Origin of the sequence: Pseudomonas brassicacearum, assembly GCF_918698105.1 — a bacterium.
GTDB lineage: Bacteria > Pseudomonadota > Gammaproteobacteria > Pseudomonadales > Pseudomonadaceae > Aquipseudomonas > Aquipseudomonas brassicacearum_F.
Genome location: NZ_CAKKMI010000049.1, coordinates 1 through 25,684, shown reverse-complemented (window position 1 = coordinate 25,684; position 25,684 = coordinate 1). Strand labels below are relative to the sequence as shown.

The window sequence follows — 25,684 nt, the reverse complement described above, 5'->3', positions numbered from 1 at the left end:
GGTGATGACCCTGATATCAGTGATATCCCACAAGGGGGTCTGCGCTGTTTCAGGATCCGATGGCACCCTGCACCACACCACCTTCAAGCTTGCGCCACAACAACCGCACATTGGCCTTGCGCACCAGGGCGCAGCGGTACAGGCGGATCTCCAGCGGCACGTGCCATTGCGGGCCGCCGCAGATTACCAGTTCGCCCCGGGCCAGTTCGGCGCGAACGCTCAGGTGCGGCACCCAGGCGATGCCCAGGCCTTCCAGGGCCATGCTCTTGAGGCTGTCGGCCATGGCCGTCTCGTAGATCGTGGTGAAACGCAGCGCCCGCTGGCGCAACAACTGGTTGACCGAACGCCCCAGGAACGCCCCGGCGCTATAGGCCAGCAGCGGCACGCTGGCCTCGCCCTCAAGGTCGAACAGCGGATTGCCGTTGGCATCGGCGGCGCACACCGGGAGCATTTCGGTCTGGCCCAGGTGCAGCGAAGGGAAGATCTCCGGGTCCATCTGCATGGCCGAGTCCGGATCGTAGAAGGCCAGCATCAGGTCGCAGCCCCCTTCACGCAATGCATGGACCGCATCGCCGACGTTGGTCGCCACCAGCCGAGTGGCGATGTTCATGCCCTCGTTGCGCAGTTGTGCGATCCAGCGCGGGAAGAAGCCCAGCGCCAGGGAGTGGGCAGCGGCCACTTGGATGACTTCGCCCTGCCCGCCCTCCAGGTGATGCAAATGGCGCAACACTTCACCCAATTGCTCCACCACCGTACGCGCCGTCACCAGGAACAACTGCCCCGCCGCCGTCAGCTCGACGGGCGTGCGCGAACGGTTGACCAGGGTCAGTCCCAGCGCCGCCTCGAGGCTGCGGATTCGTCGGCTGAACGCCGGTTGCGTCACAAAGCGCCGTTCGGCCGCCTGGGAGAAACTGCGGGTAGCGGCCAGGGCACTGAAGTCCTCAAGCCATTTGCTTTCAAGATTCATCACGCCTCCCTTACACGCACCAAAACAGGTCACACGTTCGTCGCACCACCGACGTCACACCGACATTATGCCGAATATGCATAGGGCAGTGCTTAACAGCATTGGCCCTATTTTTTTCGAGAGCCTAGGATTCGCAGCGTTCCGGCTCAGACCGGGTCCTTATCGAGATGATTTCTATCATGTCCTCCGCTGCATCATTCCGCACAGAAAAAGACCTGCTTGGCGTACTCGAAGTACCAGCGCAAGCGTATTACGGCATCCAGACCCTACGAGCGGTAAACAACTTCCGTCTCTCCGGCGTCCCGATTTCGCATTACCCTAAACTGGTGGTCGGTCTGGCAATGGTCAAACAGGCCGCCGCTGACGCCAACCGCGAACTGGGCCAGCTCAGCGAAGCCAAGCACGCCGCCATCAGTGAAGCCTGTGCACGATTGATCCGCGGCGATTTCCACGAAGAATTCGTGGTGGACATGATCCAGGGCGGCGCCGGCACGTCGACCAACATGAATGCCAACGAAGTCATCGCCAACATCGCGCTGGAGGCCATGGGCCACCAGAAAGGCGAGTACCAATACCTGCACCCCAACAACGACGTGAACATGGCGCAATCCACCAACGACGCCTACCCAACCGCGATCCGCCTGGGTCTGCTGCTGGGCCACGACGCGTTGCTGGCCAGCCTCGACAGCCTGATCCAGGCGTTCGCGGCCAAAGGTGAAGAATTCAGCCACGTCCTGAAAATGGGCCGCACCCAGCTGCAAGACGCCGTGCCGATGACCCTCGGCCAGGAATTCCGCGCCTTCGCCACCACCCTGAGCGAAGACCTGGCGCGCCTCAAAACTCTGGCGCCTGAACTGCTCACCGAAGTGAACCTGGGCGGCACCGCCATCGGCACCGGCATCAACGCCGACCCGCGCTACCAGGCCTTGGCCGTGCAGCGCCTGGCAACCATCAGCGGCCAGCCGCTGGTTCCGGCCGCCGACCTGATCGAAGCCACCTCCGACATGGGCGCCTTCGTGCTGTTCTCCGGCATGCTCAAGCGCACCGCGGTCAAGCTGTCGAAGATCTGCAACGACCTGCGCCTGCTGTCCAGCGGCCCACGCACCGGCATCAACGAAATCAACCTGCCGGCCCGCCAGCCAGGCAGCTCGATCATGCCCGGCAAGGTCAACCCGGTGATCCCGGAAGCGGTCAACCAGGTGGCATTCCAGATCATCGGCAACGACCTGGCCCTGACCATCGCCGCCGAAGGCGGCCAACTGCAACTGAACGTGATGGAACCGCTGATCGCCTTCAAGATCTTCGACTCGATCCGCCTGCTGCAACGGGCCATGGACATGCTGCGCGAGCACTGCATCGTCGGCATCACCGCCAACGAAGCGCGCTGCCGCGAACTGGTCGAGCACTCGATCGGCCTGGTCACCGCCCTGAACCCGTACATCGGCTATGAAAACGCCACCCGCATCGCCCGTGTTGCCTTGGAAAGTGGCCGCGGCGTGCTGGAACTGGTGCGCGAAGAAGGCTTGCTCGACGACGCCATGCTCGACGACATCCTGCGCCCGGAAAACATGATTGCTCCGCGTCTGGTCCCGCTCAAAGCGTGATCGACACGACCACCGCTCACCAGGTCGAGGGACTAGACACCTCTCACCTTTTGAGGGCTTGGGGATCTTCCCCAAGCCCTTTTTTTAATTGATAGCAGCCAAGGATGACCGAACCTGTGGGAAGGAACCTACTCGTGATAAACGACGACGCGCTGCCCGTTGTAAACCGCGTCGCCAGCCAACACGAGCGGGCTCGTCCCCACAAGAACCTGACCGAAAGGCCAGGTGTTTCAAAGGTTTCGTTTCGTCGGACGCACCACAACTGTGCAGACGGGCACCGCACTGATAGGTATAGTGCCGCCCCTCTTCGCGTGAGCGGTCGTCTGCAGCGAGACCCTTAAACATGCGAAAACCGAACTAATAACAACCCGCGAAAATGGACCGGGACGAAACATCGCCTCACCTGTCGGGCCGCTCGCCGACCGATGTAACGCGATGTTTCCAAATGGCCAGCATTTGCTTAAACAAAAAACAGCGAGGAATACTCATGCTTGAAGTCATCAACGACTTCCTCTCAGGGAAAGTGCTGATCGTGCTCATCGTCGGGCTCGGCAGCTACTTCACGATCCGCTCGCGTTTCGTCCAGTTCCGTCATTTCTTTCATATGTTCGCGGTGTTCCGTGACAGCCTGAAAAGCAGCACTGACCAGCTCAGTTCGTTCCAGGCCTTGATGCTCAGCCTGGCCGGTCGTGTCGGCGCGGGCAACATCGCCGGTGTCGGTATCGCCGTGACCCTTGGCGGTCCTGGCGCGGTGTTCTGGATGTGGGTGACCGCGCTGGTCGGCATGTCCAGCAGCTTCTTCGAGTGCTCCCTCGGCCAGCTCTATAAGCGCTGCGATTCCGAAGGCCAGTTCCGTGGCGGCCCGTCCTACTACATCCAGCACGGCCTGCAGAAGCGCTGGTTGGGCATGATCATGGCAGTCCTGCTGCTGGTCACCTTCGGCTTCGCCTTCAACGGCCTGCAAGCCCACGCGGTCACCCACTCCCTGAACAACGCCTTCGGCTTCGACACCACCTACACAGGCCTGGGCCTGGCGGTACTGTTGGGCCTGGTGTTCATCGGTGGGATCAAGCGCATCGCCAAGGTGGCCGACCTGCTGGTACCGGTCAAGACCCTGGCGTACATCGCCGTGACCCTCTACGTGATCGTGCTTCAGTTCGAACATGTACCGGGCATGCTGGCGACCATCGTCAAGAGCGCCTTCGGTCTGGACCAGGCCTTCGGCGGCCTGATCGGCAGCGCCATCGTCATGGGCGTCAAGCGTGGCGTGTTCGCCAACGAAGCCGGCCTGGGCAGTGCGCCTAACGTCGCCGCCGTCGCGTCGGTCGAGCACCCGGTCGCCCAGGGCGTGGTCCAGGCATTCAGCGTGTTCCTCGACACGTTCGTAATCTGCACCTGCACCGCGCTGCTGATCCTGCTGTCGGGCTTTTATACCCCAGGCTTCGAAGGCGACGGCATTGCCCTGACCCAGAACTCCCTGGCGGCCGTCGTGGGTGACTGGGGCCGGGTATTCATCTCCGTGGCCCTGTCCTTGTTCGTGTTTACCTCGATCCTCTACAACTACTACCTGGGCGAGAACAACCTGCGCTTCATGCTGGGTGAGAACCGCAAGGCCCTGATTGCCTACCGCACGCTGGTCCTGGTCCTGATTTTCTGGGGCGCCATCGAAAACCTCAGCACCGTGTTCGCCTTCGCCGACATCACCATGACCCTGCTGGCGTTCGTGAACCTGATCGCGCTGTTCCTGCTGTTCAAGGTCGGCATGCGCATCCTGCGTGACTACGATGACCAACGTTCGGCCGGCATCAAGACCCCTGTCTTCGATTCCAGCAAGTTCCCGGACCTGGATCTGGACCGCAACGCTTGGCCGGCCAACCCATCGGCGTCGGTTGCCAAACCTGACACCGCTGGTGCTGGCGCGACCGCAGCGCAACGCTGATCGGTACAAGCTGTTTGGAAAAAACCGGGCGCATCCCCTGCGCCCGGCGTGACACAGCCTGAGGTCGGCGTCATGCTCGACCTTATGTTGTGGCAGCTATTAATGCAGCTGCCGTTTTCGTCCTCGGAGAACAACCCCCATGAATGGCTCGACCTACCCTGCCGCCCAGCACGTCATGGTGCTCTACACCGGCGGCACCATCGGCATGCAGGCCAGCGCCCACGGCCTGGCCCCGGCATCCGGTTTCGAAGCGCGGATGCGCGATTACCTGCACAGCCAACCCGAACTCGTCGTACCGCAATGGCGCTTCCGGGAAATGTCGCCGCTGATCGACAGCGCCAACATGACCCCAGCTTATTGGCAACAACTGCGCGAAGCGGTGGTCGATGCCGTGGATGTGCAGGGCTGCGACAGCGTACTGATCCTGCACGGCACCGATACCCTGGCCTACAGCGCCGCGGCGATGAGCTTCCAACTGCTGGGCCTGCATGCGCGGGTCTGCTTCACCGGCTCGATGCTGCCCGCCGGCGTGACCGACAGCGACGCCTGGGAAAACCTCAGCGGCGCGCTGGTCGCTCTTGGCCAGGGGCTGGCGCCGGGCGTGCACCTGTACTTCCACGGTGAGCTGCTGGCGCCGACCCGTTGCGCGAAAGTGCGCAGCTTCGGTCGCCACCCGTTCAAGCGCCTCGAACGCCAGGGCGGCGGCGTCAAAGCCTCCTCGCTGCCGGCGCAGTTGAATTACAACCAGCCCAAGCAACTGGCGAACATCGCGGTGTTGCCGCTGTTTCCCGGCATCGGCGCACAGGTCCTCGATGGCCTGCTGGGCAGTGGTATCCAAGGCCTGGTGCTGGAGTGCTACGGCAGCGGCACCGGACCGAGCGACAACCCGGCCTTCCTCGCCAGCCTCGAGCGGGCGCGGGACAGCGGCGTGGTCGTCGTGGCGGTGACCCAATGCCATGAAGGGGGCGTCGAGCTGGACGTTTACGAGGCTGGCAGTCGCTTGCGTGGCGTAGGCGTGCTGTCCGGCGGCGGCATGACCCGCGAGGCCGCGTTCGGCAAGTTGCAGGCGTTGATTGGCGCCGGGCTGCCGGTGGAAGAGGTTCGGCGGCTGGTAGAGCTGGACTTGTGCGGCGAACTCAGCTGACAGCCTGCACGGCCTGTGGGGGCCAGGTCGGCCCCACAGGCATTAGCACGCGACTACAGCGAGAGAAAAAACGCCCTGGCGGCAGCGCTCCCAATGTTGGCCCGCCAGATCCTGTCGACGGCCTGGCCGGACTGTTGCTGAGCCCGCTGGAAATCAAGACCTCGCCCGCGCTGCGCGGAGGTTTTCAAATGCGCCTTGGAGAAATCCTGCGCGGCGGCGTCCTTCTTCAGATAGTGAAAGTGCGCGTACCACAGCACCCGGTTGTCGTGCCTGTCGCGAATCTCATACTCCTGTAGAAAATCGGCGCCTTTGCCTCCTGAGATATCCACGCGATCGCCCACTCTGCGGATGCTGATCTCTTGTTCCTCCAACAGATACTCCACCGCACCTACGTCTGGAAGTTTCGACTTGACCATCCCGATACGCGTGGTTCGTCCCAACCGGCGAAGTCGTTCGGCTGCAGCCTCCAGCGCATCGATCAACGCCAATGGGACCTGATCGCCAAGGGATTGAGTCAACTGCGCAATCTCATCGGCGCAGCGACTGAACTCAGTCGACTTGCCCACGATCAGGTCTTCCACATCGCTGGGAGGACGCCCGCTTTCGGCCAACCATCGCGCGTCGCCTATCCGCTGGCTGAGCGTGGCCAACAAATCGCGGCCCTTTTTCTCCAGACTCTTGAGCTTTTTGGCGGCACGCGTGCTTAACCCTCCTGCGCCTCCCAGCAAGCGCAGGCCATACCCCCATTTCCAGCGGCCTTGCCCGTCATGTTCAAGCCAGGGGCCGGTTCGCGCCGGATGGGTCGCGTCGATGACCACCACCCCCTCAAGCTTGCGAGACACCTGGTACCAATCGCCCTCGACAAAGGCGAACCACAACGAGCCTTGTTGGTAGAGTCCTTTGTATTCACCGGACCTCACCAACCCCTGCACAGCCGCTGGCGCCGACAGCTTGAAGCTATCGAGACTGGCCAGCTCACGCGCAGAAAACCTGGCGTGTGGGCTCGACCATCCATAGACCAGCCGCGCTTTCGCGCCGAACGGAGTCGCCGAAACGGGCGATACCGGGGTCGGCGTGATCGCGTTGTCGAGCGGGACAGGGCGAATGCCCGGCCCCTCGCCAGCGAGGGGCCGCTCATCAAGGCCGGACAGGTCCCTCAGACGCGCGCCCCCATGCACCAGGACCAACGCCAGGCTCATCAAGACCCCGGCCATCGCCTCCCAGCGGTTTTCGGCACGCTCGCCTTGCACCAGCTCATCGAGGCTGGCGGTGAGCTGGACCAGCAAGCCGATCATCGCCACCGGACCGTCAAACAGCGGCGACAACAGGTTGAACGCCACCCACCCGAACTGCTTGAAGCTATCCCAGCGGGCCTGCGAATCAGAGACGCAAGCCTGCCGGGCCTGGTCAATCAGCGCCTGGGCGCAAGCCTGGTACAGCGCGCCGGCAATATCGCCTTGCAGCGGCTCGTCGGCGAGCAAGGCGGGGTCGGGTGTCGGTGGGCTGTCGAAATCGGAAACAACCAGTCGGCCTATGTGCGGCTCCTGAAAACCACCATTGGCGTAGACCGGGCGGGCAGAAGGCGCCAGCCCGGCGAGAACGCTTTCCTGCAATGCCCCGGGGGTCTTGATGGCGGTGAAGAGCGCCGCACACGAGGCGAACTCGATCAAGGGCATGGGCGAGGCAGGCCGATAAAGGACCTGGGGGCCCTGATCGACGTTCTTCGGGCCGATCACAAACTGGTTGCTGACCCTGTCCGGCGTCGCGTCAGCATGAGAAAGAAAGGCCAACGGCCTGATCACCGGTTCATGCCCACCGTCGAGGTTGTGGGACGTCGCCGGCTGCAACACGGCGACCAGATATTGATAGGCGAGGTCCGTCAGGCTCTTCTTGATTTTCAGTTCCAGTGCCAGCAGCGGCAGCAAAATGCCCAGGCTGTCGCTGAAGTGTTTCTGCCTGCGGGCCCGCTCCAGGGGGTCGTCCAATAACCGACGTTGCAGCAACTTTGGATAGTGCTTGCCGATATCGGCCCGCGAGGTCAGGTCCCGCAGATAGTCATAGGTCATCCAGGCCGGAGGCTCGCCCCCCTGGTAGGTGATCGTCGAGGGGACAAGGGGAAAGGCACCGAGGTTTTTTATCGCCCGTTGGGCGAATGCTTGGGTTTCCCGCTCAAAGGTGGGCGGCGGAAAAGGCGGATCGGCGATCTCGAACGACGTGTTGGTCAATCGAGACACTGTCACCTCGATATCGCTCACGCGAATATCCGTGCGCGTGCGGTCATCCTCGAGCATTTTCTCCTTCAATGCCTGCTCGGCAAACTCGAGGATCCCTGGAATACCGGTCATGAATGAGCAGTTCTTTCGGTGCAGGGTCGCCAGCGATGACAAGAGACGGCTGTAGGCACTGCGATCGACCAACGAAGCATTCTGGAGCCATGCCGGGAGCCTGTCCCACAAGGCCGACAGCCTGGACTCATGCCCTGAACGAAACGCCCCCAGCAAAAGACCCGGGCTGGATATCTGCGCCACGCGGCGCTCGAGACTGGCCGAATCGACGAAGTCCGCAGGCTTGATCGCCGCGATGAGCTGTAACTGACGCTCCAGGAGACAAAAGGTCAAGGCGTCGAAAATGTCATGCTCGGGGGTGTAGTTTCTCAAGGTCCAATGGCGTGCCGAGGGCAAACCGAACCAGGACGCCTCCCTGGCCGACACCGAACTGAACCGCTCGATCCCGCCCGACAGGGTGTACAGCAGGGCGATTTCTTGCTCACCTGAATGACGGGTCATCGACATCACCAGGACATCATCTGGATGAGGGCTGCTGCTGTCGCCGTCATAGACAAATGTGATGCAGGCCTGGGTTGCTGCGGCATGCCCCGGGGCCCGTTGTCGCAGGGCATTGTCCGGATAATCGAGGACGGCCTGAACGGTCGCCAATTCTTCGCCGACAAGCCCCGACGCGGCCTGTCGCAACTGAGCGCGGAACAGATCGGACAGCTGACGCCAGACGCTGGGGACGCCGGTGCTCCAGAACGCCACCAGGCATTGTTGATAGCAATCGAGCAACAAGGGCGCCCATTCACTGAGCATCTGCTGGATGTCGCTGAGCGCCACGCTTTCCTTGCGGGGGCTCTCCATGCCCGCGGATTTGGCCAGAAAGCTGGCCTGGCTGAACGTCCTGGCAGCCGCACCGCGACAGCGCTCCAACAACAAGTCCGTCAACCCATGGGTGCTGTAGCCCATCAAGTGTTGTTGTCCCGCTTCCACGCGCCATTGTGGTTCCAGAATGACGGCGTTTGCGGCGCAGATACCCAAGGTGGGGTAGCGCTCATCGAACACTTCCTGGAGCGTAAACCGTGCGGCCTCCACCAGGGTTGGGCGTGACGAGAACAGCAGGTGCACACTCAGGGCCAATGAAGTGAGCGCTTCATCATCGCGCAGGGGACGTGGCGACTTTGTATCCGAAGGCACTGCGGGGGAAGTCGGCATGGTTGTCTCCATATAGGCAGGGGAATGGAGGGCCGTCAGCCACCGGCACAGGCAGGCGCCGCGACCCATCACCTGCAAGCGTAAGCAGCCCTTGAGCGCGTCGTGCGGTACCCGGTTATCGCTTTTCCCGGCATGCAACTTGCTCCGTTTCCAGCCTTTCCCAGGCTGGAAACGGACATGCTTCATTCCCACCTCACCACTCTCAACGCCGTGTCATTGATACTGGGCACCTTTAAAAACGAAGGGCTACCCAGTGCTGCATTGCTGGCCGGCAGTGGCATCAACGCGGCGGACCTGAGCCGGGCCGATACGCGCATCACCACCAACCAGGAGATGCAGGTCTGCGCCAACGCCGTGGCCCTCAAGCGCGACATCGGCCTGGAACTGGGCCTGCGCATGCACGTTTCGTCCTACGGCATGCTCGGCTATGCCCTGCTCACCAGTGCCACCTTAGGTGACGCCTTGCGCCTGGCGCTGCGCTATCCGGCGCTATTGGGAACACTTTTCGACCTGAGCCTGGACGATGACGGCGAGCACATCTGGTTCAGCGCCGGCGATTATCGGGAGAATCCGGCCCTGGCGGTGTTCAATGCCGAGTTCTGCATGGTTTCGCTGAAAGTCATCTGCAACGACCTCCTTGGCCATGCGCTGCCCTTGCGCGCGGCGCGCTTCGAACATCCGGCGCCCGATTACCAGGCCCGCTACGCAGCGCTCTTCGATTGCCCGGTGCGGTTCGACAGCGTCGATAACGCATTCGCCTTCGAGCGCCACTGGCTCGACCAACCCTTGCCCCTGGCCGACCCCATCACCCATCACGCCATGGCCGAACGTTGCCGCCGGCAAAACACCGAGTTCACCGGACGCCAGGCCTGGCTGGGGCGGATCCGCCAGTTGCTCGACGCCCAACTGAACGCCGCCCCCGGGCTGGAAGGCCTGGCCGAACAAATGAACTGCTCGGCCCGCACCTTGCGGCGCCACCTCAAGGACTTGGGCTGCAGCTACCAGGAACTGCTGGACGAACTGCGCTTCGAACGGGCCAAGCAAATGCTCTGCGAGGACCAATTGCCGATCTATCGAATCGCCGAACGACTGGGCTTCAGCGAAACCGCCAGCTTCCGCCATGCCTTCGTGCGCTGGAGCGGCGTGGCGCCCAGCCAGTTCAGGGCCTGACCTTCCCAGGGAATCACCTCCTTCATGTACGACACCTTACCCCTGTGGGAGCAAGGCTTGCCCGCGATAGCGTCAGTCCAGACACATCCTGCTCCAACATTCCAAGTCGGATACGCTCCTGCTGTCCTAGCCTTGAAATAAAGGACAGATTAAGGACGATCATTTGTGACAACACGGCCTCATTCCCAACAGTTGCGTTCCGGACGTTATTCGCAATCTGGCCAAATCTATTTACTGACCGTGAATACCCGCGGCCGCGAGCCGCTTTTTAGCCGCTTCGAGACAGGACGCTTAGTCGTTGATGCCTTTCGAAAGGCTCAGGAAGAGCAATTTGCCCACTCGTTGGCCTGGGTGGTGATGCCAGACCATTTTCACTGGCTGATCGAATTGCAGGGTATCGACCTCTCCAAGCTGATTGCGCGAACGAAGTCTCGGACCACGGTTGTCTTCAATCGATTGACGCAGCGGGAAGGATCGCTTTGGCAGGAAGGATTTCATGACCGAGCCATTCGCAAGGAGGAAGATCTGCAATCAGTCGCTCGATATGTCGTGGCCAACCCGCTGCGAGCCGGTTTGGTTACAAAAATAGGGGACTACCCCTTGTGGGACGCGATATGGGTCTGACTCGATTGAAGCGGCGTCCATGATGGCCTCATCGCGGGCAAGCCTTGCTCCCACAGGTATTCCAAATGCTGCTTTTTGAGGGCGAGCAAACCTGCTTCCACAGGCATTCCAAATGATGCCTTTTGGGGGGCCTGCTCCCACAGCCACTCCAGATGCTGCTTTTGGGAGAGCAAGCCTTACCCCCATAGCATTCAAGGGCGCTGCCCTGTGGGAGCAAGGCTTGCCCGCGATAGCAATATGACTAACCCCGCAAAAACGCCTGGTGCAACGCATCCACCGTCTCGAAGTGATACGCCGGGCCCTCGGCGCTGAGTTCTTCATGGCTGCCAAACCCATACCCCACCGCCGCCGCATCCAGGCCGTTGCTGCGGGCGCCGATCAGGTCGTGTTTGCGGTCGCCGATCATCAGGGTGCTGGTCGGGTCGAGGCCTTCTTCGGCCAGCAGGTGGGCGATTAGCTCCACTTTGTTGGTGCGGGTGCCGTCCAGTTCGCTGCCGTAGATCACCTTGAAGTGACGGGCGAAGTCGAAGTGGCGGGCGATTTCCCGGGCGAAGACCCAGGGTTTGGAGGTGGCGATGTACAACTGGCGCCCTTGGCCACCCAAGGTTTCCAGCAACGGCATCACGCCGTCGAAGACGCGATTTTCGTATAGGCCGGTGACCTTGAAGCGTTCGCGATAGAAATTCACCGCCTCCCAGGCCTTCGCTTCGTCGAAGTCGTAAAACTGCATGAACGCCTGCAACAACGGCGGGCCGATGAAATGCTCGAGGCGGGTCAGGTCAGGCTCGTCGATGCCCAGTTTGCTCAAGGCGAACTGGATCGAACGGGTGATGCCCTCGCGGGGGTCGGTGAGGGTGCCGTCGAGGTCGAAGAGTACAGTCTGGTAATGCATGGCTGGTCCTGATGGTGGCATCACGTGGCGAGGGAGCTTGCTCCCGCTTGAGCGCGAAGCGCTCACAAAAAATGGGTCTGCTGCGCAGCCCAGCGGGAGCAAGCTCCCTCGCCACGATGAATCAAACAAATAAGAACAGTGACAAACCCATCAAGGCAGGTCGTAGCCTTCGGCCAGATGCAGGTCCTTGAGCTTCACGTAGTTCGCCGCGCTGTAGGTGAAGAAGGCGCGCTCCTTGTCCGTCAGCGGCCGGGCCTGCTTCACCGGGCTGCCCACGTACAAAAAACCGCTTTCCAGGCGTTTGCCCGGCGGTACCAGGCTGCCGGCACCGATGATCACATCATCCTCGACCACCGCGCCGTCCATGACGATGCTGCCCATGCCGATCAGGACCCGGCTGCCCACGGCGCAACCATGGAGCATGACCTTGTGGGCGATGGTCACGTCGTCGCCGATCAGCAACGGGAAGCCATCCGGATTGAACGGCCCGGCGTGGGTGATGTGCAGCACGCAACCATCCTGGACGCTGGTACGCGCGCCGATACGGATGCGGTGCATGTCGCCGCGAATGACCGTCAGCGGCCAGACGGAGCTGTCTTCGCCGATTTCGACGTCGCCGATCACCACCGCGGTGCTGTCGACAAAAGCGCCACGGGCTAGCCGCGGGCTGTGGTTCTGGTACGTGCGAAGGGTCACGATAGGCTCTCTCTTATCCGGTGATAGGCGCTGCTAGCTGCGGTGAACGTCGATTGTAATTAAGATGGGCCCATGTTTCTTCCAGCCAAGGTGTCGACCGTGAGCGTGAACAACCCTCTTTTGCAGCCCTATGACCTGCCGCCATTCTCGGCGATCCGTGCCGAGCACGTGCAACCGGCCATCGAGCAGATCCTGGCTGACAACCGTGCCGCCATCGCCGAGCTCCTCAAGACCCAAGTCCAGCAGCCTACCTGGGCCGGCCTGGTATTGGCGATGGACGAGCTCAATGATCGCCTGGGCGCCGCCTGGAGCCCGGTCAGCCATTTGAATGCCGTGCGCAACAGCCCTGAACTGCGCGAAGCCTATGAGGCCTGCCTGCCGGCGCTGAGTGCCTACTCCACCGAGCTGGGCCAGAACCGCGAGCTGTTCCAGGCCTTCGAAGCCCTGGCAAGCAGCCCTGAAGCCGCGGGTTTCGACGTGGCGCAGAAAACCATCCTGGAACATTCCCTGCGTGACTTCCGCCTGTCGGGTATCGACCTGCCACCGGAGCAGCAGAAGCGCTACGCCGAAGTGCAAAGCAAACTGTCCGAGCTGGGCAGCCGCTTCTCCAACCAACTGCTGGACGCGACCCAGGCCTGGACCAAACACGTCACCGACGAGGCCGCCCTTGCCGGCCTGACCGACTCGGCCAAGGCACAAATGGCCGCGGCCGCCCAGGCCAAGGAGCTGGACGGCTGGCTGATCAACCTGGAATTCCCCAGCTATTACGCGGTGATGACCTACGCCGAAGACCGCGCCCTGCGTGAAGAAGTCTACGCGGCGTACTGCACCCGCGCCTCCGACCAAGGCCCGAATGCCGGTCAGAACGACAACGGCCCGGTGATGGAACAGATCCTCGACCTGCGCCAGGAACTGGCCCAATTACTCGGTTTCGCCAACTTCGCCGAGTTGAGCCTGGCGACCAAGATGGCCGAATCCAGCGATCAGGTCCTCAGTTTCCTGCGGGACCTGGCCAAGCGCAGCAAGCCGTTCGCCGCCTTGGACCTGGAACAGCTCAAAGCCTTCGCCGCCGAACAGGGCTGCCCCGACCTGCAAAGCTGGGACAGCGGTTTCTACGGTGAAAAACTGCGCCAGCAGCGGTACAGCGTCGCCCAGGAAGCCCTGCGTGCGTACTTCCCGATCGACAAGGTACTGGGCGGCCTGTTCGCCATCGTGCAACGCCTCTACGGCATCGAGATCGCCGAACTGAAAGGCTTCGACACCTGGCACCCAGACGTGCGCCTGTTCGAGATCAAGGAAAACGGCCAACACGTCGGCCGCTTCTTCTTCGACCTCTACGCCCGCGCCAACAAGCGTGGCGGGGCCTGGATGGACGGCGCCCGCGACCGTCGTCGCACCATCGACGGCGTCCTGCAAAGCCCGGTCGCCAACCTGGTGTGCAACTTCACCCCGGCCGACAGTGGCAAACCAGCGCTGCTGACCCACGATGAAGTCACCACCCTGTTCCACGAATTCGGCCATGGCCTGCACCACCTGTTGACCCGCGTCGAACACGCCGGTGTGTCCGGCATCAACGGCGTGGCCTGGGACGCCGTGGAGCTGCCGAGCCAGTTCATGGAAAACTGGTGCTGGGAGCCTGAAGGCCTGGCGTTGATCTCCGGCCACTACGAAACCGGCGAGCCACTGCCCCAGGACCTGCTGGAAAAAATGCTCGCGGCGAAAAACTTCCAGTCCGGCCTGATGATGGTCCGCCAGTTGGAGTTCTCGCTGTTCGACTTCGAGCTGCACGCCACCCACGACGATGGCCGCAGCGTGCTGCAAGTGCTCGAAGGCGTGCGCGACGAAGTGTCGGTCATGCGTCCCCCGGCCTACAACCGCTTCCCCAACAGCTTCGCCCACATCTTCGCCGGCGGGTATGCGGCGGGCTACTACAGCTACAAATGGGCGGAAGTGTTGTCGGCCGACGCGTTCTCCAAGTTCGAAGAAGACGGCGTGCTCAACGCCGACACCGGGCGTGCCTTCCGTGAGGCGATCCTGGCCCGTGGCGGCTCGCAGGAACCGATGGTGCTGTTCGTCGACTTCCGTGGTCGTGAGCCGTCGATTGACGCACTCTTGCGCCACAGCGGCCTGACCGAGGACGCGGCAGCATGAGCGAGGGACCTGTGATTACCAAGCGACGCTTTATCGCCGGGGCGGTCTGCCCGGCCTGCAGCGAGCCGGACAAATTGATGATGTGGAACGAAGACGGCGTGCCGCACCGTGAATGTGTGGCCTGCGGTTATTCCGACACACTCAACGAGCAAGGCCTGTCGGTACCCAAGGAATTGGGCACCCGGGTCAATACCTCGGCGCTCAAGGCGCCGGACGCCAAGGTTCAGGCAGTGCAGTTTTTCCCCAACCCCAAGTTGAAGAAAAAACCGACGGAATGATCCGGTATCACCTTCCGGGCCCCACGGCCCGGAAGCGATACATATATACCGCCCGTGCCCACAGCTTCCTTTACAGACTGTTCATCACGTCCAGACTGAGAGGAAGGCTGCCATGCCCGACGATGCCAATCCGCTGTTGCAGGCCTATGACCTGCCCCCTTTTTCGCTGATCCAAGCCGAAGATTTTTTACCGGCCCTCGACCGGATTCTTGCCGAGAGCCGCGCTCAAATCGCCGAAATCATCAAGACCCAGACACCGTTCCCCACCTGGGACGACCTCGTGCTGGCGATGGACGAGATCCACGCCCGCTTGAAGAGCTTCGCCTACGTGCTGGAACGGCTGACTTCGACCAGGACAGGCGACGCCTGGACGCAGGCTTCGCTCGATTGCAGCGAACGGTTGCACGATTACCAACGGTCATTGAGGCGAAACCCCGAACTGTTTCAACTCTACCAGCGCTTGGCCAACAGCCAGATCGCCAGGCATTTCACCCCGGCGAGAAAACGAACGCTGGAAATAATCCTTCGGCGGTTTCACCAGAACGCAGCGGCGCACACCGCACAGGCAGACTTGAAAGAGCTGCAACTGCGCATCCAAGGCGCCCGGAGCTTGTTTCTGGAACACCTGCAACAAGCCAATAAAGCCTGGAGCCAAGCGCTTGACGACGAGGCCCAGTTGAGCGGCCTGCCGTCGTCCTTCAAACAGCGCATGGCCGACCAGGCGCGTGAGGCTGGACGCGAGGGCTGGTTGCTGACGCTCAATGAGGAGTCGTTTCGTACCGTCACCCGTTACGCTGACGATCAGGGTTTGCGCAAGCAAATGTACGTCGCCTTCAGCACGCGCGCATCGGATCAAGGGTCCCATGCCGGCCTGTTCGACAACGGCGAAGTCCTCGCGCAGTTGCTCAGGGATCGCCATCAGCAGGCGACGTTGCTGGGCTATTCGAATTACGCGCAAATGGCGCTAGAACCGGAGCAGGCCGAGTCGCCAGAGCAGGTCCTGTCGTTCTTGCAAGAACGGCTCGCACAGCAGCGCAGCGTATTTGCCCGGGACGCCCAGCAGCTGCAAATATTTGCCGCAACGCAAGGCTTCAGCGGCGTCCAGCCTTGGGATTATCAATACCTGGCCGAAAAGCTTCGGCGGCAAACGGCTGGGGTTTCGGAGCAGGCCGCCAGTGCCTGGTTTGAACTGGAGTCGACTTTCGCACAGCTGTTGCTGATCGCCAGGGACCTGTTCGGCGTGGACATCGTTGAACGCCGGGATGTGCCGACCTGGCACCGGGACGTGCGTCTTCTTGAAGTCCGCGAGCGGGACGAAACCGTGGGCTACCTCTATTTCGACCCGTTTGCAGAGGCGAACCACGACGGTTTCCCCAGTACCACCATCCTGCGCAACCGGCGCATCACCGCCGAGGGCCGGCCCCGGTACCCTATCGCGGCCTTGCATGGCTGGTTGCCACGTGGCTCAGGTGCAAGCCCGGTGTTGCTCGATCATCGGCAACTGCGCATCCTCTTTCATGAGTTCGGCCATTGCTTGCATCACGTCTTGACCCGGGCTGACTACCGCGAGATTTCAGGCATCACCGAATTTTCCCGGGATACGGCCGAGTTTGCCGGGGTGTTGTTCGAGCAATGGTGCTTCACCAAGCCCTGCCTGATCCGGGTATCGAAACATCACCAGACAGGGGAACCGTTGCCCGACGCAATCGCCGATCAACTGCTGCTATACCTCGATACCCATACCAGTTGGGATACCGCACTGTCCTTGCGCGATGCGCTGTTCGACATGGAATTGCACCGCAGCCACGGCGACGGACGCACCGCGCAACAAATATTCGATCAGGTCAGCGCACAGGTCGGGCACCTGCCGGTGTCTGCCACCGAGCGCTGGCCCAATGGCCTGGACTACATGGTGACCGGCTATGGGGCCGGGCTCTATGCCTATACCTGGTCGAGAGCATTGGCGAACACCGTGTTCCAGAGATTCAAGCGCGACGGGCTGTTCAACCAGAAAACCGGGCGGGCGTTGCGCGAGACGATTTTCGGGCCGGGCGATGCGCGACCGCTGTCGGAGTCGATCGCCGCGTTTCTGGGCACATAGCGATCATCGCTCGGGAAGCACAACCTGAGGGTCGAGGTGACGCGTCGTCGTGGTTGAGTTGACCCAGCTTTCGAGGGAGCAAAGGGCAAAGACGCTGGTGCTGCAATCGCCATTCGCCAGCGCCATGCGGAGTTTGTCGACATCGGCCTGCATCATGTAGCGCACCCCATCCTTGAAATGATGGCTGTCACCGAAGCCGCCTTCGGTCATTTCGTTCAAGGCGTCCTCTTTGCTCCAACCCTGCACCACCACCCGGTACATGGCGGCGACCAGCCCGGTGCGGTCCGAGCCGTGCTTGCAGTGCATCAGCACCGGCCCCTTGGCTTCGGCCGCCTGGATGGCGCGCAAAGCCCTGAGGATGTCGCTGTCATCGACATGATTGGTGCGATAGGGCAACTGCACTTGCTCGATGCCGGGCGTGGACAACCAGCGCTTGTCCGCCTCCGGCAGGAAGTTGATCACCGTGCCGATCCTGAGTTTATTCAGCAAGGGCAGCGCTGCGCCGTCCGGCAGGGAGCTGCGATAGAGCGTCGGCGACATCTGGTAGAGGTTGTAGTCCTTTTCCACCGGCTGTGCCCATTCAGCGGGTCTCGCGTCAGGGGAATCGGCCGCTTGGGCGGGGACTTCGGCCAGCCCGGTGAGCAGGGCCAGGCAGAGCAATGAACGGGAACAGAGCTTGAGCATGCACGGACGACCGAAAGCGAAGGAATGCCAGAGGCTCAGTTTCGGCTCGCTGCGGTTAAAAGCCTGTGAGGAGAACGTCAAAGCCTTGTGAACGATGATCGGGTATCCGGGCTGCTGAATGGCACTGGTCTTAATCGAACGCAGCGAATACTGTATGCACATACAGCTTTCGGAGTTCTCCCATGTCAGCCTCTCTTCCGCCTCGCGGCCGCGGCACCGCGACCAACCCGCACAACCGCTTCGCCCCGAGTCGCTCGGTGGCCGAAGATGACGGCTGGTATCAGGAAGTCCCGCCGACCCAGGGCACCGAAGTGCGCATCGAAATGGCCAAGTCCATCATTACCCGCAACACCTCGTCCGATATCCCCTTCGACCGCTCGATCAACCCGTATCGAGGCTGCGAACACGGTTGCATCTACTGCTATGCGCGGCCTAGCCATGCCTATTGGGACCTGTCGCCGGGGCTGGATTTCGAAACGAAGCTGATCGCCAAGACCAATGCCGCCGATGTGCTGGAAGAGCAGTTGTCCCGGCGCGGCTATCAATGTGCGCCCATCGCGCTGGGGTCCAACACCGATCCCTATCAGCCTATCGAACGCGAACAACGGATCACCCGCCGGATTCTCGAAGTGCTGCTGCGCTATCGGCACCCGGTGACCATCGTCACCAAGGGTTCGCTGATCCTGCGCGACCTGGACCTGCTGACCGAACTGGCCCAACAACGGCTGGTGCACGTGATGATCAGCCTCACCACCCTGGACGATGAGCTCAAGCGCATTCTCGAACCCCGCGCGGCAGCGCCCAAGGCGCGGTTGCGGGCGATCAAGGTCATGCGCGAGGCGGGCATTGCCGTAGGCGTGCTGTGCGCACCGATGATTCCGATGATCAATGACAGCGAGATCGAAAGCCTGCTGGCCGAAGCCCACGCCGCCGGCGCGCAGAATGCCGCCTACGTCATGCTGCGCCTGCCGCTGGAAGTCGCGCCGCTGTTCGAGCAGTGGTTGCAGGCGCACTACCCGCAGCGCGCCGCCCATGTGCTGAGCCTGGTCCGCCAGAGCCGCGGCGGCGAGCTGTATGACAGCCGCTTCGGTGCGCGGATGCGCGGCGAAGGCCCGTTCGCCGACCTGCTGGCCCAGCGTTTCGCCAAGGCCCTCAAGCGCTTGGGGCTTGAACGCCGCGACGGATACAATCTGGATTGCGATGCCTTCTGTCCGCCGGGCCGACAGATGTCGTTGATTTGATTAAAGTTGACCTTGGAACGGCTGCTGGACATGAGCTGCGCCAGTGTTTCGCCACCCTGTAATCGTTGTTCTAGAGCCTTCGATTTCAGTTTGAGTTAAGTTTCGGCCGCTACCTTGTTCAGCGAGTGACTGACAGGTCGAGCCTTTCGACCTGGACGTTTTTTAACCAGCCACTGGCTCCGTCAAAGAGGATGAATCATGAGTGACAAGGATAAACAGCCGTTGGCTGCGTCGGCTTCAGCCCAACCCGAGGCGGAAACCGCCGATGCAGCGCTGCAGCATATTGTTGACGGCTTTTTGCATTTCCATCACGAGATCTTTCCGCAACAGGAAGAGCTCTTCAAGAAACTCGCCACCGCCCAGAAACCCCGGGCGATGTTCATCACCTGCGCCGATTCGCGCATCGTGCCCGAGTTGATCACCCATAGTTCCCCCGGCGACCTGTTCGTGACCCGTAACGTCGGCAACGTCGTGCCGCCTTACGGCCAGATGAACGGCGGCGTCTCCACCGCCATCGAATACGCCGTACTGGCCCTCGGCGTGCAACACATCATTGTCTGCGGCCATTCCGATTGCGGCGCCATGCGTGCCGTGCTCAACCCCGACACCCTGGAAAAAATGCCCACGGTAAAAGCCTGGCTGCGCCACGCCGAAGTGGCCAAGACCATGGTCCATGACAACTGCCCGTGCGGTGACGAAAAGCAAACCATGCCCATCCTCACCGAAGAGAACGTGATCGCGCAGTTGCAGCATTTGCGAACGCATCCCTCGGTGGCCTCGCGCATGGCCAATGGTCAGTTGTTCATCCATGGCTGGGTGTACAACATCGAGACCAGCGAGATCAAAGCCTATGACGCGGACCAGGGACGTTTCCTGCCGCTCGATGGCAGCCATCCGATACCGGTGGCGACGCCCAAAGCGCGCTTCTAACCACTCCTAAACATCCTTGTGTGGTTCAGCCTTACCGCTATTTGCGTGGTAGGGCCTCGCCATGCCTGAAGAAAACTTCGGGAGAGTCGCCATGCGTGCTCAATTAAAAGCTGTTCTGCCACGGGAGCTGTTGGCTTCGGTGGTGGTGTTCCTGGTGGCGCTGCCCTTGTGCATGGGCATTGCCATCGCATCCGGCCTACCGCCGGCCAAAGGCCTGATCACCGGCATCATCGGTGGCCTGGTGGTGGGTTTCCTGGCAGGTTCCAAGCTGCAAGTCAGTGGCCCGGCCGCCGGGTTGGCGGTGTTGGTCTTCGAATTGGTGCGCCAGCATGGCGTGGCCATGCTCGGGCCGATCCTGCTGCTGGCCGGGCTGTTGCAATTGTTGGCCGGGCGCTTTCGCCTCGGCTGCTGGTTCCGGGTCACCGCACCTGCGGTGGTGTACGGGATGCTCGCGGGTATCGGCGTGCTGATCGTGTTGTCCCAGGTCCATGTGATGCTCGACGCGGCGCCCAAGCCTTCAGGGTTGGATAACCTGGCGGCGTTCCCGGCGGCGGTGGACCAGGCCTTGCCGTCCTTCGGCTGGCAGGCCGGCCTGCTTGGTTTGTCGACGATTGCGGTGATGTGGTTGTGGGAAAAATTCCGCCCCCACAGCCTGCGCTTCGTTCCCGGCGCCTTGCTTGGCGTAGGCCTGGCGACCATCGCCAGCCTGCTGCTGGCCTTGCAGGTCAAACGGGTGGAAGTCCCGGAGAACCTCGCCGAAGCCATTGATTGGCTGCGCCCGGCGGACCTGCTGAACCTGGCCGACCCGACGCTGCTGATCGCCGCCTTCGCGGTCGCTTTCATCGCCAGCGCTGAAACCTTGCTGTCGGCGGCTGCGGTGGATCGCATGCACAGCGGTGATCGTGCGGACTTCGACCGGGAACTGTCGGCGCAAGGAATCGGCAACATGCTTTGCGGCCTGCTCGGCGCCCTGCCGATGACCGGGGTGATCGTGCGTAGCTCGGCCAACGTCCAGGCCGGCGCCACCACGCGAATGTCGACGATTTTCCACGGCCTGTGGTTGCTGCTCTTCGTCCTGTTGCTGTCCAGCGTGCTGCAAAGCATTCCGGTGGCGAGCCTGGCAGGTGTGCTGGTGTACACCGGTTTCAAACTGGTGGACCTCAAGGCGTTTCGCAGCCTGGGCCGTTATGGCCGGATGCCGATGTTCACCTACGCCGCAACGGCGTTGGCGATCATCTTCACCGACCTGCTGACCGGTGTGCTGATCGGCTTCGGCCTGACCCTGGCGAAACTCGCCTGGAAAGCCTCGCGCCTGAAAATCAGCCTGATCGACCTGCCCCAGGAAGGCGAGATGGAACTGCGGCTGGTCGGCGCGGCGACCTTCCTCAAGGTGCCGGCGCTGACCCAGGTGCTGAACGCCATACCGCAAGGCGCGACCGTGCATGTACCGCTCAATAACCTGAGCTACATCGATCACTCGTGCCTGGAGTTGCTGGAAGAATGGGGCCGGGCGAATGCCAGCAAGGGGTCGAAGCTGTTGATCGAATCCCGCGGGCTCAAGCGCCGGTTGGAAGGGCGGCTGCGTACCACCGTAGGGGTTGGCGCAGCCTCTGCCTGACACCCGTCCAAATGTGGGAGCGAGCTTGCTCGCGAAAGCGGTGGATCAGTTGGCTAAATGCTGCCTGACACTGCGCCTTCGCGAGCAAGCTCGCTCCCACAGGGGTTGGGTGTAGGGCACAGGATTCATGAACGGCACAGATCCATGTGGGAGCGAGCTTGCTCGCGATAGCGGAGTATCAGTCAACTGCGATGTGGCTGATCCATTGCCTTCGCGAGCAAGCCCGCTCCCACAAGGGTTTCGTGTTTTGCTGCTGGATCAAGCCGCCGGCTGATCCAGCTCCAGCCCAACGCCCAGCTGGCGCGACAGGCACGGCCAACGCTTCCAGGCAGCGCCCGTGTCCGGGCTGCCGAGTTTCTCCCGGTAAGACTCCACCGATTCCAGCGCAAAGCTGTCTTCGTCGAGCATTTCATCCACGGCGTGATGCACGGCTTCGTCCAGCTGGTTGGCGAACGGCTCGCCGATCAGGTGGTGAGCGATCAGGTTGGCGACCGTCATGTCCAGCGGAATCAGCGGTTGGCTGAAATGCTTGATATACAGGTCGTTGACCTCTTCCACCAACCGATGGGCCAGGTAGGCTTCGTCCAGCAAACTGTCCAGGCCAACATGGCCTTCCATCACCTTGGGTGGCTGGAGGAAAAACTGCTCGGCGATGGTCAGCACCGGCTTGATCTGCGATTCGATCCCGGCTTCGCGGGCCACCTCGTTGGCGGCGTCCAGCAGGTCCGGCACTTGCTCGATGTAAGCGCTGACAAAACGGGTCATGACGCCCTTGGCGTCAATGTCCGGCAATTGGATCGCGGCGTGCAGATGCGGCAGCTGGGCCTCCAGCTGGCGGGTCAATTGGCCGGTCTCGGCCTCGTGTTGTTGGGCTTTTTGGATCTGCTCGCGCAATGCGGCGGTGTTCATGACAACTCCAGGAAACAAAAGGCAATGAAATAGGGAAGACATAACTTAGCTGGCACAAAAACACTCCTAAGACCTATTTTTCATAACCGTCCCTTTCCTTGCAGCACCACAGTTATATCGGTTTGCCATCACTCAGGTTCGCATCCTTCTCCATTCGTGGGCTCTAGCGCAAGCCCCGGGTGTTTCAAACGATTTACGCCATCGCGTTGCGAGGTTGCCGGTGCTGTCTATACTCGGTTTGGAATGGAGTTAGCTGATGACACCCGATTGCATGTGCAGCAAGGCGCGGCGAGTCAATTAAGCAGTCTGAATAGCCGATCCCTTGCCGCAGGCTTTACGCCTACGGGATAACAAGAACGATAAGGGGAACCCGCAATGACGCGACATCCACACGTATGGATGGGCCTCCTGTTGTGGTCGATTTTCAGCCAGGCGCAAGCGGCCTGGACTGTGAATATGGCACCTGGAGCGACACAGATCAGCAACGCAGTGTTCGACCTGCACATGACCATCTTCTGGATCTGTGTGGTCATCGGCATCATCGTCTTCGGCGCCATGTTCTGGTCGATGATGATGCACCGCCGTTCAACCGGCCAGAATGCCGCGCACTTCCACGAAAACACCCGCGTGGAAATCCTCTGGACCATCGTGCCCTTCCTGATCCTGGTGCTGATGGCGATTCCTGCCACCGCCACCCTGATCAAGATGTACGACTCCAGCGAGTCGGACATCGATATCCAGGTCACTGGCTATCAATGGAAGTGGCACTACAAGTACCTGGGCCAGGACGTCGAGTTCTTCAGCAACCTGGCGACCCCCGCCGAACAAATCCATAACCAGAGCGCCAAGGGCGAACACTACCTGTTGGAGGTCGACAAGCCGCTGGTGCTGCCGGTCGATGCCAAGGTGCGCTTTTTGGTGACCTCCGCCGACGTGATCCACTCCTGGTGGGTGCCGGCCTTCGCGGTCAAGCGCGATGCGATCCCAGGCTTCGTCAACGAAGCCTGGACCCGTGTCGACAAGCCCGGCCTGTATCGGGGCCAGTGCGCCGAGCTGTGCGGCAAGGACCACGGCTTCATGCCGATCGTGGTGGAGGTCAAGAGCAAGCCCGACTATGAAAAATGGCTGGGCGAACGCAAGGCCGAAGCCGCGCAGCTCAAAGAGTTGACCAGCAAGGAATGGACGCGCGAAGAACTTGTCGAGCGTGGCGACAAGATCTACCACACCACCTGCGTGGCCTGTCACCAGGCCGAAGGCCAGGGTCTGCCGCCGATGTTCCCGGCCCTCAAGGGCTCGAAAATCGCCACTGGGCCAATCAAGGATCACCTGAGCATTGTCTTCCACGGCAAGCCCGGCACCGCCATGGCCGCGTTTGGCAAACAGCTATCGGAAGTCGATATCGCCGCGGTCGTGACCTATGAACGCAACGCCTGGGGTAACAACAAGGGCGACATGGTGACGCCTAAAGAAGTGCTGGAACTCAAACAGGCAGAAAGCCAATGAGCCGGCCTGACGTTCGTTCCCGCAACCGGTCGGGGCTCAGCGCCCCGCACCGCCCAGCCCACTCGTTCGAAGGAGACAGGACATGAGTGCTGTGATCGATGACCACGGTCATGCCGACCACGCCCACGGCCCCGCCAAGGGCCTGATGCGCTGGGTACTGACCACCAACCACAAGGATATCGGCACGCTGTACCTGTGGTTCGCCTTCTCCATGTTCCTGTTGGGCGGCTCGTTCGCCATGGTGATCCGCGCCGAGCTGTTCCAGCCCGGCCTGCAGATCGTGGAGCCGGCGTTCTTCAACCAGATGACCACCATGCATGGCCTGGTGATGGTCTTCGGCGCGGTGATGCCGGCGTTCGTCGGCCTCGCCAACTGGATGATCCCGCTAATGATCGGCGCGCCTGACATGGCCCTGCCGCGCATGAACAACTTCAGCTTCTGGTTGTTGCCGGCCGCGTTCCTGATGCTGGTCTCGACGTTGTTCACAGCCGGTGGCGGGCCGAACTTCGGTTGGACCTTCTACGCCCCGCTGTCCACCACCTATGCGCCGGAAAGCGTGACGTTCTTCATCTTTGCCATCCACCTGATGGGCATCAGCTCGATCATGGGCGCGATCAATGTGATCGCCACCATCCTCAACCTGCGTGCCCCCGGCATGACCCTGATGAAAATGCCGCTGTTCGTCTGGACCTGGCTGATCACCGCGTTCCTACTGATCGCGGTGATGCCGGTGCTGGCCGGCTGCGTGACGATGATGCTGATGGACATCCACTTCGGCACCAGCTTCTTCAGTGCCGCCGGTGGCGGTGACCCGGTGCTGTTCCAGCACGTGTTCTGGTTCTTCGGCCACCCCGAGGTGTACATCATGATCCTGCCGGCCTTCGGCGCCGTCAGCTCAATCATCCCGGCGTTCTCGCGCAAGCCGTTGTTCGGCTACACCTCGATGGTCTACGCCACGGCCGCCATCGCGTTCCTGTCGTTCATCGTCTGGGCGCACCACATGTTCGTGGTCGGCATTCCGCTGGTGGGCGAGCTGTTCTTCATGTACGCCACCCTGCTGATCGCCGTGCCCACCGGGGTGAAGGTGTTCAACTGGGCCAGCACCATGTGGCAAGGCTCGCTGACCTTCGAGACGCCGATGCTGTTTGCCGTGGCGTTCGTGATCCTGTTCTCCATCGGGGGTTTCTCCGGGCTGATGCTGGCGATTGCTCCGGCGGACTTCCAGTATCAGGACACCTACTTCGTGGTCGCGCACTTCCACTACGTGCTGGTGCCCGGCGCGATCTTCGGGATCTTCGCCTCGGCCTACTATTGGCTGCCGAAATGGACCGGCCACATGTATGACGAAACCCTCGGCAAGCTGCACTTCTGGCTGTCGTTCGTGGGGATGAACATGGCGTTCTTCCCGATGCACTTCGTCGGCCTGGCGGGCATGCCCCGGCGGATTCCCGACTACAACCTGCAGTTCGCCGATTTCAACATGGTCTCGTCCATCGGCGCGTTCATGTTCGGCACCACGCAGATCTTCTTCCTGTTCATCGTGATCAAGACTATCCGTGGCGGCCCGCCGGCACCGGCCAAGCCGTGGGATGGTGCCGAAGGGTTGGAGTGGAGCGTGCCGTCACCGGCGCCGTATCACACGTTTACTACGCCGCCGGAAGTGAAATAGATGACACATGGGACCTGTGTGGGAGCGAGCTTGCTCGCGATAGCGGTGTATCTGACACACCGAGTCGTCGCTATCG

Annotated in this window: 19 protein-coding genes; 13 read left to right on the top strand and 6 right to left on the bottom strand. The window is 61.7% G+C overall.

Going from position 1 to position 25,684, the window contains the following annotated elements:
• Nucleotides 1-49 precede the first annotated feature (49 nt).
• Complete coding sequence (locus LQ215_RS19035; protein WP_230152072.1) at nt 50-967, bottom strand: LysR substrate-binding domain-containing protein; 918 nt, start codon at nt 965-967, stop codon at nt 50-52.
• Nucleotides 968-1,146: 179 nt separating this feature from the next.
• Between LQ215_RS19035 and aspA the strand changes: the two genes are divergently transcribed.
• The 3 genes from aspA to LQ215_RS19020 all read left to right on the top strand — a co-directional run bounded on the left by aspA (nt 1,147) and on the right by LQ215_RS19020 (nt 5,654).
• Entirely contained in the window at nt 1,147-2,571 is a 1,425-nt protein-coding gene (gene aspA, locus LQ215_RS19030; protein WP_003196363.1) for an aspartate ammonia-lyase, read from the top strand.
• Nucleotides 2,572-3,058: 487 nt separating this feature from the next.
• Nucleotides 3,059-4,510 carry an alanine/glycine:cation symporter family protein gene (locus tag LQ215_RS19025; protein WP_230152071.1) on the top strand — a complete coding sequence of 484 codons (1,452 nt, stop codon included), beginning with the start codon at nt 3,059-3,061 and terminating at the stop codon, nt 4,508-4,510.
• Between the two features lie 139 nt (nt 4,511-4,649).
• Nucleotides 4,650-5,654, top strand: coding sequence for an asparaginase (locus LQ215_RS19020; protein WP_230152070.1), 1,005 nt, complete (start codon nt 4,650-4,652; stop codon nt 5,652-5,654).
• A gap of 53 nt (nt 5,655-5,707) precedes the next feature.
• Here LQ215_RS19020 and LQ215_RS19015 read toward each other — a convergent pair whose 3' ends face one another.
• Entirely contained in the window at nt 5,708-9,142 is a 3,435-nt protein-coding gene (locus LQ215_RS19015; protein ID WP_230152069.1) for a dermonecrotic toxin domain-containing protein, read from the bottom strand.
• A gap of 177 nt (nt 9,143-9,319) precedes the next feature.
• On the opposite strand from LQ215_RS19015, the gene LQ215_RS19010 reads away from it, so the two are divergent.
• Both LQ215_RS19010 and LQ215_RS19005 read left to right on the top strand, forming a co-directional pair.
• Nucleotides 9,320-10,312: an AraC family transcriptional regulator gene (locus LQ215_RS19010; protein WP_230152068.1), complete on the top strand. Its 993-nt coding sequence runs from the start codon at nt 9,320-9,322 to the stop codon at nt 10,310-10,312.
• A 165-nt stretch (nt 10,313-10,477) separates the two neighbouring features.
• On the top strand, nt 10,478-10,936 hold the full coding sequence (locus LQ215_RS19005; protein ID WP_230152067.1) for an REP-associated tyrosine transposase: 459 nt from the start codon (nt 10,478-10,480) through the stop codon (nt 10,934-10,936).
• A 241-nt stretch (nt 10,937-11,177) separates the two neighbouring features.
• Here the strand turns inward: LQ215_RS19005 and LQ215_RS19000 are convergent, their stop codons facing one another.
• Together LQ215_RS19000 and LQ215_RS18995 are read right to left on the bottom strand one after the other, a co-directional pair.
• Nucleotides 11,178-11,828, bottom strand: a complete 651-nt coding sequence (locus LQ215_RS19000) for an HAD family hydrolase (RefSeq protein ID WP_003196353.1) — start codon at nt 11,826-11,828, stop codon at nt 11,178-11,180.
• A gap of 150 nt (nt 11,829-11,978) precedes the next feature.
• On the bottom strand, nt 11,979-12,524 hold the full coding sequence (locus tag LQ215_RS18995; protein WP_230152066.1) for a gamma carbonic anhydrase family protein: 546 nt from the start codon (nt 12,522-12,524) through the stop codon (nt 11,979-11,981).
• A gap of 72 nt (nt 12,525-12,596) precedes the next feature.
• Between LQ215_RS18995 and prlC the strand changes: the two genes are divergently transcribed.
• From prlC to LQ215_RS18980, 3 genes are all read left to right on the top strand, one after another.
• The gene (gene prlC / locus LQ215_RS18990) at nt 12,597-14,675 is read left to right on the top strand and encodes an oligopeptidase A (RefSeq protein WP_230152065.1); all 2,079 of its coding nucleotides are present in this window, start codon (nt 12,597-12,599) and stop codon (nt 14,673-14,675) included.
• Nucleotides 14,672-14,953 (top strand): YheV family putative zinc ribbon protein, encoded by a 282-nt coding sequence (locus LQ215_RS18985; RefSeq protein WP_003196348.1) that lies wholly within the window; start codon nt 14,672-14,674, stop codon nt 14,951-14,953. Before prlC ends, LQ215_RS18985 begins: the two co-directional genes overlap by 4 nt.
• Nucleotides 14,954-15,065: 112 nt before the next feature.
• Nucleotides 15,066-17,054: a M3 family metallopeptidase gene (locus LQ215_RS18980; RefSeq protein ID WP_230152063.1), complete on the top strand. Its 1,989-nt coding sequence runs from the start codon at nt 15,066-15,068 to the stop codon at nt 17,052-17,054.
• A gap of 3 nt (nt 17,055-17,057) precedes the next feature.
• Here LQ215_RS18980 and LQ215_RS18975 read toward each other — a convergent pair whose 3' ends face one another.
• Nucleotides 17,058-17,738, bottom strand: coding sequence for a dual specificity protein phosphatase family protein (locus LQ215_RS18975; RefSeq protein WP_230152062.1), 681 nt, complete (start codon nt 17,736-17,738; stop codon nt 17,058-17,060).
• A gap of 182 nt (nt 17,739-17,920) precedes the next feature.
• Between LQ215_RS18975 and LQ215_RS18970 the strand changes: the two genes are divergently transcribed.
• From LQ215_RS18970 to LQ215_RS18960, 3 genes are all read left to right on the top strand, one after another.
• Nucleotides 17,921-18,979: a PA0069 family radical SAM protein gene (locus LQ215_RS18970; protein ID WP_230152061.1), complete on the top strand. Its 1,059-nt coding sequence runs from the start codon at nt 17,921-17,923 to the stop codon at nt 18,977-18,979.
• 198 nt (nt 18,980-19,177) lie between these two features.
• Nucleotides 19,178-19,909, top strand: a complete 732-nt coding sequence (locus tag LQ215_RS18965; RefSeq protein WP_063323564.1) for a carbonic anhydrase — start codon at nt 19,178-19,180, stop codon at nt 19,907-19,909.
• A 91-nt stretch (nt 19,910-20,000) separates the two neighbouring features.
• Complete coding sequence (locus tag LQ215_RS18960) at nt 20,001-21,527, top strand: SulP family inorganic anion transporter (RefSeq protein ID WP_230152060.1); 1,527 nt, start codon at nt 20,001-20,003, stop codon at nt 21,525-21,527.
• Nucleotides 21,528-21,785: 258 nt separating this feature from the next.
• Here LQ215_RS18960 and LQ215_RS18955 read toward each other — a convergent pair whose 3' ends face one another.
• The gene (locus tag LQ215_RS18955; RefSeq protein WP_003196336.1) at nt 21,786-22,436 is read right to left on the bottom strand and encodes a hypothetical protein; all 651 of its coding nucleotides are present in this window, start codon (nt 22,434-22,436) and stop codon (nt 21,786-21,788) included.
• A 375-nt stretch (nt 22,437-22,811) separates the two neighbouring features.
• On the opposite strand from LQ215_RS18955, the gene coxB reads away from it, so the two are divergent.
• Both coxB and ctaD read left to right on the top strand, forming a co-directional pair.
• Complete coding sequence (coxB, locus tag LQ215_RS18950) at nt 22,812-23,939, top strand: cytochrome c oxidase subunit II (protein WP_230152059.1); 1,128 nt, start codon at nt 22,812-22,814, stop codon at nt 23,937-23,939.
• 82 nt (nt 23,940-24,021) lie between these two features.
• A complete protein-coding gene (gene ctaD, locus LQ215_RS18945) occupies nt 24,022-25,608 on the top strand; it encodes a cytochrome c oxidase subunit I (RefSeq protein WP_230152058.1) in 1,587 nt (528 codons plus the stop codon).
• Nucleotides 25,609-25,684: the final 76 nt, after the last annotated feature.